The sequence below is a fragment of the Streptomyces sp. NPDC029836 genome (assembly GCF_055574495.1).
Genome location: NZ_JBVHZI010000022.1, coordinates 18,443 through 30,755, shown reverse-complemented (window position 1 = coordinate 30,755; position 12,313 = coordinate 18,443). Strand labels below are relative to the sequence as shown.

Sequence of the window (12,313 nt, the reverse complement as noted above, 5' to 3'; positions counted from 1 at the left end):
CGGAATTCTCCTCCGGACCGGTCGGGACATTTCCCGCGATCCGAAAGGCAATATTCGGAAAGAAGTGTTCCATCCAGCGTCTGACTGAGGCCTGACACCCATCTGACCAGCGGTTTCAACTGACTTGTCCCTGACGGGCGGCTGACCGGGAACCCCTCCGGCACTTGTGGACGCGCGCCACCCGTGCCATAAGTGGGGAAGTGCTCGCGGGAGAATGGATCTGAAATGACCGGAACGATTCTGGAGACGGATGTCGCCCTCGACGCCATCCGGCAGTACGCGGACGCCGGAAATCCGAGCGCGTATTTCGCCTTCAGTGAGGGGAACAGCTACTTCCGGCTGCCGGACGAGCCCGGGATCATCGTCCACCGGCCCGTGGGCCGCTACCTGGTGCAGTTCGGCGGCCCCTTCGCCCCCTTCGCCCCGGCCGGCCCCGACGGACCCCGCGCCCGACTCCTGGCCGGCTTCACCGCCTTCGCCGCCGAACAGGGCCGCGAGATCGTGTCGGTACAACTCCAGGGCGCGGACGCCGACGTCTACGTCGACCAGGGCTTCACCGTGAACCAGATGGGAGCCTCCTACGCCGTCGACCTGGAGACCTTCACCCTGGCCGGCACCAAGTTCATGCAGCTCCGCAACAAGATCTCCCGGGCGCTGCGCAGCGGCCTGGAGATCCGCGAGGTCCCGTACGAGGAGTACGCCGACCGGATCGCCGCGCTCGACACCGCCTGGCTCGCCACCAAGGGCGAGGGCGTCAAACCGCTGGAGTTCCTCGTCGGCGAGACCGGCGGCCGCTACCAGCCGCTGCGCCGGCTCTTCGCCGCCGTCCAGGACGACCGACTGATCGGCTACGTCTCCTACGCGCCCGTCTACGGGCCGAAGCCCGGCTGGATGCACGACCTGAGCCGGCGGCAGCCCGACTCCCCGCCCGGGGTGATGGAGGCCCTGAACAAGGCGGCCATCGACGTGTTCACCGACGAGGGCACCCGCTGGCTGCACTTCGGCTTCACCCCCTTCACCTCGCTGACGGCCCCCCAGTTCCCGGGCCACAGCCAGGGCTTCCACTGGTTCATGCGGCACCTGTGGGAGCACGGCGCGCACATCTACCCGGCGCGCACGCAGCTGGAGTACAAGCAGAAGTGGGCGCCCTCCGCGGTGCTGCCGGAGTACATCGCCTTCCAGCACCGGGCCAGCCTGCCCGCGCTGGTCCACGTCTTCCGCGCCTGCAACGCGGTCTGAGAGGCAGGCCCCCGATGCACCCGACCCCGACGTCCCCGACGTCCCCGACGTCCCCGACGTCCCCGACGTCCCCGACGTCCCCGACGTCCCCGACGTCCCCGACGTCCCCGACGTCCCCGACGTCTCCGACCCCGACGTCTCCGACCTCGCCCGCCGACGAGGAGATCCGGGCCCAGGGCCTGCTCGTCGTCGAGCAGTTCCAGGCCTGCGCGGCCGACCCCGACGACCTGGCGGCGGCCCGCGCGAGCGACGAGGGCCTCGCCCGCCTCGACGCCCTGCTGCGGGAAGGAGCCGCCGCGTCCTGAGACCCCGTACCTCCTCCCCGCCCGCGTCCCCGTACGGATTGTCGTACGGGGGCGCGGCCGTGACCGGACCCGGGGCGCGCGGAAGGCGGGGCGGTGGGGGAGCCCCGCCGCCCCGCCCGGGGCCGGACCGGTCTCAGCGCAGGGCCGGCCGGGTGTGCACCACGGTGCCCGTCGGCCCGCGCACCAGCATCGGGCGCCGCCGCAGGGCCGGGCCGGGCGCCGCCTCCACCTGACCGGAGGCGCCGGAGAGGTGCGCGACCAGGAGGTCCTGGACCACCGGACCGCCGGCCCCGGCCAGCAGCTCGTGCCGGTCGTCGACGACGGCCCGCCGGTCCAGCAGGATCCCCTGCCCGGGCGCGGGGGCCGCCTCCACGAGCGGCCCGACGCGCCCGGGACCGTACAGCCGGGAGCGCAGGCTCCCCGTACCCTCGCGGCCGACCACCGCCACCAGGCCGAACGCGCAACCGGCCGGTCGCGGCCCGGGCGGCTCCACCCGCACCGCCTCCCCGGCGGGGGCGACGGTGCGGACCCGGTGCAGGTCGATCAGCCAGTCGGCGTGGATGTCGAGCCACGGCCCGCTGAGGGTGGAGCGCAACAGGGCCGACAACCCCGCCGCGAGCCGCCGCTCCGCGAGGTCCCGTACGGGGCTCGCGGCCCCGACGGGCGCGGCGCCGGGGACGTACTGGAACAGCCAGTCGTCGTCGGCCGTCCAGGACATCCGCAGCCGCAGGGGCCGCCGCGGGAGGTCCCCGAAGCCGGCGGCGACCACCGCGGGCACGGGCGGCAGCCCCATGAGGGCGAACCCGTGCTCGCGCAGCGCGTGCCCGCTCGGCGGCGCCACGACCGTCAGCCCGCGGCGACGGGAGTGCGCTCGGCGGACAGCCGCGCCAGTTCCAGGCGCTCGTCGAGGTGGCGGGCGGAGGAGTTGGCCCGCCACAGGGCGCCGCGGGCGATGCCCCGGCGCATGTAGGGGGTGTCGGCGCTCGGGATGACCACGTTGTGGAACCAGCCCGCCGCGTGCTGCGAGTCGATGGTGATGTGCAGCCGGTGGTAGGTGATGCCGACCTCGGGCAGCCCGAGCCGCTCCCAGGCGCGGACGACGTTGCGGAACCGGTCGGGGGCCAGCCACTCCGTCATCCCGAGGAAGCCGACCGCCTCCGGGTAGAGGTGCCGGTAACGGCAGAGCAGCACCGCGAGGTTGCCCGAGTGGAGGTCGGTGGTGGTCATGGCGGCTTCGAGGTCCTCGGCACGGACGTCGAAGACCTCGTAGATCTTGTTGAAGAGGTGGGTGTGCACGGCCTCGGGGTCGCCGTTGCCCATCTCGTCCCAGTAGTTGCCGGCGATCTCCATCTTGCTCGCGCCGGCCGTGCCGATCTGCATCATCGCGAGGAAGTCGTCGAAGCGGCCGTCGATCAGCGACTCCTGGATGACGTACGTGCGCAGGTCCTCGCTGCGCGCCTCCCGGTTGATGAAGTCGGTGTAGTAGGGGTGCTTGAAGGCGCGGTGCTTGCGGACGAGGCCCTTGAGCCAGGACAGGAACTGCTTGGGTTCGGTCGGCGCGGACTCCAGCAGCCCGGGTTCCAGGTGGGCGTCCTCGGTGGTGAGGGTGGCGTGCTCCAGCAGGCGGGTGACCTCGTGGAGCAGGACGGAGCCCTCGGCGGTGGGCCGCGACGGTATCTGCATCACCGTCTGGTAGATCCGCGACAGCAGGAGTTGTTGCTGGTAGTGGGCGTCGTCCCGGTCGGGGCCGGCCACCGCGGCGGCGTTCATCCGGGTGACCGCATCCACGACGCGGCCCCGTTCGCCGAGGAACTTGGCGTCGATCTCGTCGGCGTCCACGGTCAGCCAGGACGAGACCTCCTCGACGAGCGCTGCGGCGTCGGTCCTGCGGATCGCGGGACCGGTGTGGTTGTCGGTGCTGGGCAACTGCGTCTCCATGTCTCTCAAGGTCGCTCGGGAAACGACGCCTGGTCGGGTCGCGCGGGGGTGGTGAGGGAATCGGATCCGTCGACGCGGACCCGCGGGCGGATCGGCTGGATACACGTCCTCGCTCCGCGAGTCCGGGACGGGAGGGGCGCCGGAGGGGGCCCGGGCCGGTGCGGCGGGGGCCCCTCATGCCAAAGACACGCGCACCCCTTGGTTCGGATCGGGATGCGCGTGCCTGGGATGAGCACCTGCGGAGAGGGCAGGATTCGAACCTGCGTGGGCAGAGCCCGTCCGGCGGGCAAACCCACCGGACCCCATTCGGCCGCTTTGGGAACCTCTCCAACGGCCTTTCTCTGCACTCAGCTTGGCACGCCGTCGCTGACACGCCGCTGATGGATTTCTGAGACCCGAATTCGGGGGACGGTCAGGGGCCCATCAGTGACCGCTGGGATAGTGAAGGGCGATCGAGCCACTTCACCAGATACCCCGGGAGTTCCCGTGAGCGCCGAGACCGCAAAAATCGCCGTATCGCGTCTCTACAACGACGAGAACGGCGAATCGCATTTCATCGACGAAACGCTGGAGGTGACCGCCGTCAATTTCGCCCCGCCCGCGCCGCCGATCTTCGTCTCCGAGGGCGTGCCGGCCAAGCAGGCCGTCTACCTCTTCCTGCCGGCCGGGTACGTGGGCGACTTCCACCCCGCGCCGCGCCGCCAGATCATGACCCTGATCAGCGGTCTTCTGGAGTGCGGGGTCAGTGACGGCACCTGGCGGACCTTCACCCCGGGCAACACCCAGCTCGTCGAGGACACCCAGGGCAAGGGGCACGCGACCAAGGCCCTCCAGGACTGCGTGATGATCGTCTCGCAGCTCGACTGAACGGGCGCGCCCGCGACGGCGCCGGCACAACGGGAAAAGGGGGACCCGGGCCGATCGGCCCGGGTCCCCCTTTCGGTTGAGGCCCGTACGCGTTCCTGTTCCGCCCCGGGATCAGCCCTTGACGTAGCCGAAGCTCTCGGCGATCAGACCGTTCTCCAGCCGGGTCACGTTGACGCCGCGGACGAAGTCCGACGGGCCGGTGCCCCAGCGCAGCGTCCAGCGGCAGACCGCGCGCTCACCCGCCACCCAGACCTCCTCCACCTCGAACGTGGCCTGCGCGTTCGACGCGATCGAGGACCAGAACCGGAGACATTCGTCGTATCCGACGTGCTTCGAACCGTCCGGGGCGGGTCCGGAGTTCTCCAGCCGGCAGTTCTCGGCGAGGAGGTCCTTCAACAGGCCCGGGTCGTGCTGCTGGAATGCCTGGTTGAACTGGTCGATAACCTTGCGTGTCTGCTCGTCGGACATCGGGACTCCTCATGTCTCATGGCTCGGCGCGGTGCGACCCGCCGGTCGGAACGGGTCGCTAGGAAAGTAATACAGTCCAACGGGCCGTCCGGTCCAAGTAACCGGATGTTCCGGCCATTTGAGTCAGTCGCACGTCAGTACCCGCCGCCTACGTTCGTAGTATGACCACAGCAGACAGTGCGCCTCTCGCATTGGCCTATCAGCAGGCCATCGAATACCTGACGGGTCTCGCCGATCGGCCGGTGGGTGCCACTGCCGGCTCCGAACAATTGCTGAAAATGTTCGGTGGCCCGCTGCCCGGCGGACCGGCCGAGGCCACCGACACCATCGAGCTCCTCGGCCGGGCCGTCGCCGAGGGCGGCATCCCGGCCGCCAACGGCCCCCGCTACTTCGGCTACGTCACCGGCGGCACCCTGCCCGTGGCCATCGCCACCGACTGGCTCGTCTCCGCCTGGGACCAGACCGCCAGCCTGTACAACCTCTCCCCGGCCATCGCCGTCGCCGAGGACGTCGCCGCGCAATGGGTCCTGGAACTCCTGGGCCTGCCCGCACACGCCTCCGTCGGCTTCCCCACCGGCTGCACCATGGCCCACCTGACCTCCCTCGCCGCCGCCCGCCACAAACTCCTCGCGGAAGCGGGCTGGGACGTCGAACGCGACGGCCTGGGCGGCGCACCGGACATCGCCATCGTCGCCGGCGCCCAGCACCACATGACCATCGACCTCGCCGCCCGCTACCTCGGCTTCGGCACGGCACGCATCCGCAACGTCCCCGTCGACGACAAGGGCCGGATGGTCCCCGCCGAACTGGAACGCACCCTCGCGGGCCTCGACGGACCGGTCATCGTCTGCGCGCAGATCGGCGACGTCAACTCCGGAGCCGTCGACCCCGTCGGCGAGATCTGCGACATCGCGCACCGGCACGGCGCCTGGGTCCACGTCGACGGCGCCTTCGGCCTGTGGGCCGCGGCCAGCCCCCGCCTGCGGCCCCTCGTCGCGGGCGTGGAACGCGCCGACTCCTGGGCGCTCGACGCCCACAAGTGGCTCAACGTCCCCTACGACTGCGGCATCGTCGTCATCGCCCACCCGGAGGCACACCGCGCGGCCATGCTCAACGAACGCGCCGGCTACCTGCCGCCCGGCACCGACGGCGAACGCGACGCCATCGAATGGGTCCCCGACTTCTCCCGGCGCGCCCGCAGCCTGCCCGTCTGGGCCGCGCTGCGCTCCCTGGGCCGCTCCGGCGTCGCCGACCTCGTCGAACGCTGCTGCTCCCACACCCACCGGTTCGCCGAACGGCTGACCGGGGTGCCCGGCGTCGAGCTCCTCAACGACGTCGTCCTGAACCAGCTGCTGGTCCGCTTCGGCGACGACGACGAGGTCACCCGCGCCGTCATCGCCCGCATCCAGCGCGGCGGCGTCTGCTGGTTCGGCGGCACCGTGTGGGAGGGCCGGGCCGCGATGCGGGTGTCCGTCGTCAACTGGCGCACCACCGAGGAGGACGTGGACCGCAGCGTCGAGGTCATCCGCGAAGCCCTCGCCGCCGAACTCCCCGCGCCCTGACGGGACCGCCCCACCCTTCGAGACCAACCCCCCGGCCCGGGCCGGGCCCGCCACCGCGGGCCCGGCCCGTGGCGTTCGCGGGGGCCGGCGTACGCGCACACCGGGGCGGCCCGGCGGAGGGATTCCGCCGGGCCGCCCCGGTGCGGGTGCGTGTCCCCGGGCGCTACCTCAGGTCCTCCTCGGCGCAGCGCGCGACCCACGTCGCGAAGGGCTCCGACGGGTCCGTCCGGCCGGCCAGATAACCGCGCGCCAGCCGTTCCACGTAGTCCGGCAGGTCCGCCGCGGTCGTCTTCAGCCCGCGCAGCTTCCTGCCGAAGGCACCCTCCTGGTCCGCGGCCAGCGTCAGGCTGCCGCCCAGGTGCACCTGGAAGCCCTCGACCTGCCGAACGTCCTCGTCGGCCACCAGCTGTCCCTTGAGACCGATGTCGGCGACCTGCGTACGCGCGCACGAGTTCGGGCAGCCGTTGACGTTCACGCTCAACCCCACGTCCTCGCCCGCCAGCCGCTTCTCCAACTCCGCGACCAGCGTCGCCGCCCGCTCCTTCGTCTCCACGATCGCCAACTTGCAGTACTCGATCCCGGTACAGGCCATCGTGTTCCGCCGCCACGACGACGGCCGCGCCTCCAACCCGATGCCCCGCAACTCCTCCACCAGCGGCTCCGGATCGGCCACGTCCAGCACCAACAGCTTCTGGTACGGGGTCAGCCGCACCCGGCCGCTGCCGTGCGCCCGCGCCAGGTCGGCCAGCGCCGCCAGCTTCGTCCCCGACAACCGGCCCACGACCGGCGCCGCACCCACGTACGACAGCCCGTCGTGCTGCGGATGCACCCCGATGTGGTCGATCGGCGCCGCCGGGAGCTCCGGCAGCGGCCCGTCCGACAACGGCCGACCCAGGTAGTCCTCCTCCAGCACCCGACGGAACTCCGCCACGCCCCAGTCCGCGATCAGGAACTTGAGCCGGGCCCGCCCCCGCAACCGCCGGTAGCCGTGGTCACGGAACAGCCGCGCCACCGCCACCCACACGTCCGGGACGTCCGCCAACGGGACCCACACCCCGACGTGCTGCGCCAGGATCGGCACCGTCGACAGCCCGCCGCCCACCCACATGCCGAAGCCCGGACCGTGCTCCGGGTGCACGGCGCCCAGGAACGCCAGGTCGTTGATCTCGTACGGGATGTCCGGCAGCCAGGACACCGCCGACTTGTACTTGCGCGGCAGGTTCGACAGCGACGGGTCCCCGATGTACCGGGCGGCGATCTCCCGCACCGCAGGCGTCGCGTCCAGCACCTCCGCCGCGCCCACCCCCGCCACCGGACTGCCGACGATGACCCGGGGACAGTCCCCGCACGCCTCCGTCGTGGACAACCCGACCTCTTCCAACCGCCGCCAGATCGCCGGCACGTCCTCGATCCGCACCCAGTGCAACTGGATGTTCTGCCGGTCGGTGATGTCCGCGGTGTCGCGGGCGTAGCGCGTCGACACGTCGGCGATCGCCCGCAGCTGCGCGAGGTCCAGGGTGCCGCCGTCGCTGCGCACCCGCATCATGAAGTGCTCGTCCTCCAACTCCTCCGGCGCCAACGAGCCCGTCCGACCGCCGTCGATGCCCGGCTTGCGCTGCGTGTACAGCCCCCACCAGCGCATCCGACCCCGCAAGTCGTCCGGGTCGATGCTGGCGAAGCCCTCACGGGCGTACACCCGCTCGATGCGCTCGCGCACCAGCAGCGGATCCTCGACCTGCTTGAACTCCTCGTTCGCGTTGAGCGGTTCGCGCTCGCCCAGCGCCCACTGGCCCTCGGGTCGCTTGGCGGCGGGACGAGCGGTCCGTGCGGTCCGGACCGGCGGCGCGGCGGTTTCCGTCATCTGTCCGTGCTCCTGGGTGGGCTGGGGGAGGGGGGATCCGGCGTCCGGCCGGCTCAGGTCGTGCCGAGGCCCGCGACCGGGACGACCATCCCGCTCGGCAACCAACTCGTCGCCTCCGCGTGGTGATGGCCGCCGGCGGCGCCGGGCCCACCGCTGCCGGGGACGTACAGCACGGCCGTGGCGTACAGCGTGGCGGGTGCCGGAGCGGTCGTGCCGCGGGCCCGACGCCAGGCGTCGTACCCGGCGGACGTGGGCGCGTCGCCCGGGAGGCGGGCGCCGAGCGCCTTCAGGTACTCCACCGCGGCCGGGCTGTTCGGCGCGTACCGCAGCGGGATGAGCTGGCCGGCGCTCGGCGAGAGCAGCGGCGCGGTGAACAGCCAGGGCGCCAGGTAGGTGCCCTCGGCGAAGGTGCGGCCCGCCTCCACGTCCCGTACGGCCGCGTCCGCGCCCGCCCAGCCGGAGGTCACCACCAGCGGCTGCCGGTTCGAATCCGGCGCGCCCACGGCGATGCCCGCCCGGCCCGCCGCCGCCCGTACCTCGGCGGCGGCGGCCCGCCCGCGCGGCGAGGCGTCCTCCACGAGGCCGAGCGAACGGGCCCCGCGTCCGGCGAGGAACGCGACCGTCCCGCGCAGCGCGGCCGCGTCCGTCGGGGCGAGCCCGTCGGCGGGGCAGGTCGCCGGCGGCCTCGGGTCCCCGCCGAGCAGCGCCCCGGCGGCGGCGCTCGCGCACTCGGGGCCGTCGTCACCGCGCAGCGCGGCGGGCACCGCGTCCGCGGCGTCGGCCGGGGCCCGACCGGTGTCCACCGCCAGCGCGGCGACGGTCCCGCCCGAGGACACCCACACCTGCCCCGGCCCCGCCGGCAGCTCCACCGGGACCCAGGTCAGCGCGGAGCCGGGCCGCTGCCCGCCCCGGGCGAGCCGGCCCCGGTCGGTGCCCGCCGAGGCCTCGTCGGCCGCGACGCCGACCAGGTTGAAGCCCGGCCGGTTCGGCACCACCAACACCGGCACCTGCTTGCCGCCCAGCCCGAGCGAACCGAGCAACGGCCCGCCCAGCGCCCGGGCGGGCCCGCCGCGCGGCAGCGCCGGTCCCGCCGCGACCCCGGCCAGCACCGTGCAGGCCACGGCCGCGGCGAAGTACGCCGACACGCTCCGGCGCCGCCGCAGCAGACCGCGCCGCAGCAGCAGGACGCCCAGCGCCAGGGCGGCGGTCAGGACGACCGCCGCCAGGAGGACCGCGCTCACCGTCGTACGACGCCGTCGCTGACGACGAACAACACGCCGTGCGGCTGGCTGTCGCCGAAGTCGCCGTGCGGCCAGGAGGCCCGGTTGAAGCCGACGCACGGCTTGCCGGTGTGCTCGTCGCGGAACGACCGGTCGAGGCTCACGTTGCCGCGCCGGTCCAGGTCGAACATGCACACCCGGTGGTCGCCGCCGCCACCGAACGAGCCGGCGACGAAGTAGTTGGCCACCGCGATGCGGCTGACGTTCTGCGTCTCGCGGTACACGCCGTCCCCACCCCGCTTGAAGTTGTCCATCGCGCCCCAGTGCGGGCCGCCCGCACTCACGTCACGGATCGGTACGGTGCTGACCAGCTCCGGGCAGTCCCGCTCACGACCGCCGCGCGCGGCCTCGTTCAGGTCGTCGATCGAGCACGTGGCGCGCGTACCGGCGGCGAGCAGCTTCTGGATGTCCAGGACGTAGATCATGCCCGTGGTCTCGTCCAGCGGCTTGCCGTACGGCACCGACTGGCCCATCACCGTGTGGAAGAGGAACCGGTCGTCGGGGCTGACGGCCAGCCAGCTCGCGTTGTCGCCGCTGCCGGTGACGCCGGGGTCGCGCCGGAAGCTCCGGTAGGCCGTCGTGTCGTCGAAGACCTCCTTCCACTGCGGGGCGGGCGCGGTGATGTCCGGGGTGTAGAACACGGCGCCGCCGGCCATCGACGACACGAACGCGCCCTTGTGCCCGGGCCGGTTGGTCAGCGCGGTCTCCATGACCACCCGCGACTCGCGGAAGAACGCCCGCGGCTCCTGCGCCCCGCGCGGACCGTCGGCGACCTTCGACACCGAACGCAGCGTCGGGTTGTTCCGGTCGGCGATGTCGAAGACGCGGACGGTCTGACGGGCCAGGTTCTCCCGCAGTTCCGAATCGGGCGTCATGAAGTTGCGGGCCTCGGCGAAGTCGCTGGCCACCATCACGTTCAGGTCCTCGCGGACGGCGATGCCGTGCGGGTTCGCGCAGCTCGCGGCGGGCAGCGCCGGGACGTTCCCGCACTGCGCGGGGTCCTCGCCGCCCGCGGTCGCCGCCGGGATCTCCGCGAGGGTCCTGCCGTCCTGGCCGATCCGGACGATCTCACCGGGCGACCCGGCGGCGCCGTTGCCGACGCGCACCTCGCCGTTGGTGTAGGTGCAGGGGCCGGTCACGTTCGGACCGCCCATGTACGTCCCGTACGCGGTGCCGTCGCTCAGCACCTGGTAGGCGTCGGGCAGCGTGCCGCACGGGGTGTCGACGGTCGTGTTGACCCCGGCGATGGTCAGCGCGGGCAACGCCTTCGCGTCGAAGACGAACGTCGTGTCGCTCATGATGCCGCCGGCATAGATCCGGTCGCCCTTGTGCCACACGTACTGCATGTGGTGCGGCTCGTTGCCGTTGTTCGGGCCGACGGTGACGGTGTTGGCGACCTTGCCGTACGACGGGGAGCCCGGGGTCGCGTCGATGACGGCGAGGAAGTCGGGCGCCGGCTGCTTCGCCGGACCCGACCAGACGAGCATCCACTGCCGGCCCGGCCCCTTGGAGGCCGACACGAGGTGGTTCGTCGCCGTGTAGGTGACGCCGTCGCTGCCCTGGAAGCTGGACGTCCAGGTCTCGGGCGTGCCGGCGGCGGCGGGTTCCGCTCCGGTGAGCATGGAAGCGGTCAGTCCCACCGCCGACAGACAGAGTGCGAGGCGGCGTATCAGCCTTCCTCGGCGCAGTCCTTGCAGGCTCATTTCTCCGCGTGCCCTCTCCGGGGGTAGCGGCCGGAATGCGTAATCCGGCCGGTCGATGGCTGATTCGGTTTCGGTCAACGGAAATTCCTGACCCGCCGGCCGGCACGGCATTCTGTGCAATTTCCGGCCCACTATGGCACAGGGGTGCTGGCGGTCCGCTGACGCCGGACTTACCGCGCGCTGACCGCGCTCCACAAAAACCCTGAACGAGGCGAAACCGCTGGTCAACGCCCAGTTCGGGTGGAAAATGCCGCTGATCAGCGGACCGTCAGTGAATTATGTGCCGGGATTGCTAATCTCGGCGGAGCGATTTATGTCCGCTCGCCGCGTTCCCCTTTTCATCAAGGAGCCGCCGATGGCGACGACGCACGCCGACGGAGATCTCACCACGCTGGCCGAACGGGCGGGCCGGGAACTCGAAAATGCTTCCCCGCAGGAAATATTGCGCTGGGCGGCCGATACCTTCGGGAGGAAATTCTGTGTGACGTCCTCGATGGAGGACGCGGTCGTCGCCCATCTCGCCTCGGGCGTCCTGCCGGGCGTGGACGTGGTGTTCCTGGACACGGGTTACCACTTCGAGGAGACCATCGGGACGCGGGACGCGGTGGAGGCGGTGATGGACGTCAACGTCATCACGTTCACCCCGCGGCGGAGCGTCGCCGAGCAGGACGCCGAGTACGGCCCGAGGCTTCACGACCGGGATCCGGACCTGTGCTGCGCGCTGCGGAAGGTCGAGCCCCTCGAGGAGGGCCTGACCGGCTACGCGGCGTGGGCGACGGGGTTGCGGCGCGACGAGTCCCCGACCCGGGCGAACACGCCGGTGGTCGGGTGGGACGAGAAGCGGCGCAAGGTCAAGGTCTCGCCGATCGCCCGCTGGACGCAGGCGGACGTGGAGGCCTACGTCGCCGAGCACGGCGTCCTCACCAACCCCCTGCTGATGGACGGCTACGCGTCGGTCGGCTGCGCCCCCTGTACGCGGCCGGTCGCGGCGGGCGAGGACCCGCGGGCGGGCCGCTGGGCCGGTCGCGGCAAGACCGAGTGCGGACTGCACGGCTGATGAAGACGACCGGCCACGACCCGACGGAGACGA

General features: G+C 72.1%; 11 protein-coding genes and 1 tRNA gene. 5 read left to right on the top strand and 7 right to left on the bottom strand.

The window, feature by feature from the left end; all coding sequences use genetic code 11:
• Positions 1-225 precede the first annotated feature (225 nt).
• Positions 226-1,239, top strand: a complete 1,014-nt coding sequence (locus tag ACZ4XJ_RS34800) for a bifunctional lysylphosphatidylglycerol flippase/synthetase MprF (RefSeq protein WP_468498564.1) — start codon at positions 226-228, stop codon at positions 1,237-1,239.
• Between the two features lie 14 nt (positions 1,240-1,253).
• Positions 1,254-1,544, top strand: a complete 291-nt coding sequence (locus ACZ4XJ_RS34795; protein WP_468498563.1) for a hypothetical protein — start codon at positions 1,254-1,256, stop codon at positions 1,542-1,544.
• 133 nt (positions 1,545-1,677) lie between these two features.
• Here the strand turns inward: ACZ4XJ_RS34795 and ACZ4XJ_RS34790 are convergent, their stop codons facing one another.
• The 3 genes from ACZ4XJ_RS34790 to ACZ4XJ_RS34780 form a co-directional block, all read right to left on the bottom strand.
• A complete protein-coding gene (locus ACZ4XJ_RS34790; protein WP_468498562.1) occupies positions 1,678-2,385 on the bottom strand; it encodes a hypothetical protein in 708 nt (235 codons plus the stop codon).
• Positions 2,386-2,390: 5 nt separating this feature from the next.
• Positions 2,391-3,482, bottom strand: coding sequence for an iron-containing redox enzyme family protein (locus ACZ4XJ_RS34785; RefSeq protein ID WP_384004959.1), 1,092 nt, complete (start codon positions 3,480-3,482; stop codon positions 2,391-2,393).
• A gap of 239 nt (positions 3,483-3,721) precedes the next feature.
• Positions 3,722-3,811 (bottom strand) — tRNA-OTHER (locus ACZ4XJ_RS34780).
• Between the two features lie 157 nt (positions 3,812-3,968).
• On the opposite strand from ACZ4XJ_RS34780, the gene ACZ4XJ_RS34775 reads away from it, so the two are divergent.
• Complete coding sequence (locus tag ACZ4XJ_RS34775; protein WP_281207571.1) at positions 3,969-4,349, top strand: cupin domain-containing protein; 381 nt, start codon at positions 3,969-3,971, stop codon at positions 4,347-4,349.
• Positions 4,350-4,460: 111 nt separating this feature from the next.
• Here the strand turns inward: ACZ4XJ_RS34775 and ACZ4XJ_RS34770 are convergent, their stop codons facing one another.
• Positions 4,461-4,817 carry a nuclear transport factor 2 family protein gene (locus ACZ4XJ_RS34770; protein WP_362881110.1) on the bottom strand — a complete coding sequence of 119 codons (357 nt, stop codon included), beginning with the start codon at positions 4,815-4,817 and terminating at the stop codon, positions 4,461-4,463.
• A 161-nt stretch (positions 4,818-4,978) separates the two neighbouring features.
• Between ACZ4XJ_RS34770 and ACZ4XJ_RS34765 the strand changes: the two genes are divergently transcribed.
• Complete coding sequence (locus ACZ4XJ_RS34765) at positions 4,979-6,379, top strand: pyridoxal phosphate-dependent decarboxylase family protein (protein ID WP_468498561.1); 1,401 nt, start codon at positions 4,979-4,981, stop codon at positions 6,377-6,379.
• Positions 6,380-6,542: 163 nt separating this feature from the next.
• Here the strand turns inward: ACZ4XJ_RS34765 and ACZ4XJ_RS34760 are convergent, their stop codons facing one another.
• The 3 genes from ACZ4XJ_RS34760 to ACZ4XJ_RS34750 are packed head-to-tail and all read right to left on the bottom strand — an operon-like array spanning position 6,543 to position 11,223.
• Positions 6,543-8,240 carry a nitrite/sulfite reductase gene (locus tag ACZ4XJ_RS34760; protein ID WP_468498560.1) on the bottom strand — a complete coding sequence of 566 codons (1,698 nt, stop codon included), beginning with the start codon at positions 8,238-8,240 and terminating at the stop codon, positions 6,543-6,545.
• 53 nt (positions 8,241-8,293) lie between these two features.
• Complete coding sequence (locus tag ACZ4XJ_RS34755; RefSeq protein WP_468498559.1) at positions 8,294-9,481, bottom strand: hypothetical protein; 1,188 nt, start codon at positions 9,479-9,481, stop codon at positions 8,294-8,296.
• Complete coding sequence (locus tag ACZ4XJ_RS34750) at positions 9,478-11,223, bottom strand: hypothetical protein (RefSeq protein ID WP_468498558.1); 1,746 nt, start codon at positions 11,221-11,223, stop codon at positions 9,478-9,480. Before ACZ4XJ_RS34750 ends, ACZ4XJ_RS34755 begins: the two co-directional genes overlap by 4 nt.
• 355 nt (positions 11,224-11,578) lie before the next feature.
• On the opposite strand from ACZ4XJ_RS34750, the gene ACZ4XJ_RS34745 reads away from it, so the two are divergent.
• The gene (locus ACZ4XJ_RS34745; RefSeq protein ID WP_468498557.1) at positions 11,579-12,280 is read left to right on the top strand and encodes a phosphoadenylyl-sulfate reductase; all 702 of its coding nucleotides are present in this window, start codon (positions 11,579-11,581) and stop codon (positions 12,278-12,280) included.
• Positions 12,281-12,313 lie beyond the last annotated feature (33 nt).

Bases quoted from the DNA above. Each gene is read 5' to 3' on its own strand.
- ACZ4XJ_RS34770 (WP_362881110.1), bottom strand. From the start codon at position 4,817: ATGTCCGACGAGCAGACACGCAAGGTTATCGACCAGTTCAACCAGGCA.
- ACZ4XJ_RS34745 (WP_468498557.1), top strand. From the start codon at position 11,579: ATGGCGACGACGCACGCCGACGGAGATCTCACCACGCTGGCCGAACGG.
- ACZ4XJ_RS34760 (WP_468498560.1), bottom strand. From the start codon at position 8,240: ATGACGGAAACCGCCGCGCCGCCGGTCCGGACCGCACGGACCGCTCGT.
- ACZ4XJ_RS34800 (WP_468498564.1), top strand. From the start codon at position 226: ATGACCGGAACGATTCTGGAGACGGATGTCGCCCTCGACGCCATCCGG.
- ACZ4XJ_RS34765 (WP_468498561.1), top strand. From the start codon at position 4,979: ATGACCACAGCAGACAGTGCGCCTCTCGCATTGGCCTATCAGCAGGCC.
- ACZ4XJ_RS34795 (WP_468498563.1), top strand. From the start codon at position 1,254: ATGCACCCGACCCCGACGTCCCCGACGTCCCCGACGTCCCCGACGTCC.
- ACZ4XJ_RS34750 (WP_468498558.1), bottom strand. From the start codon at position 11,223: ATGAGCCTGCAAGGACTGCGCCGAGGAAGGCTGATACGCCGCCTCGCA.
- ACZ4XJ_RS34785 (WP_384004959.1), bottom strand. From the start codon at position 3,482: ATGGAGACGCAGTTGCCCAGCACCGACAACCACACCGGTCCCGCGATC.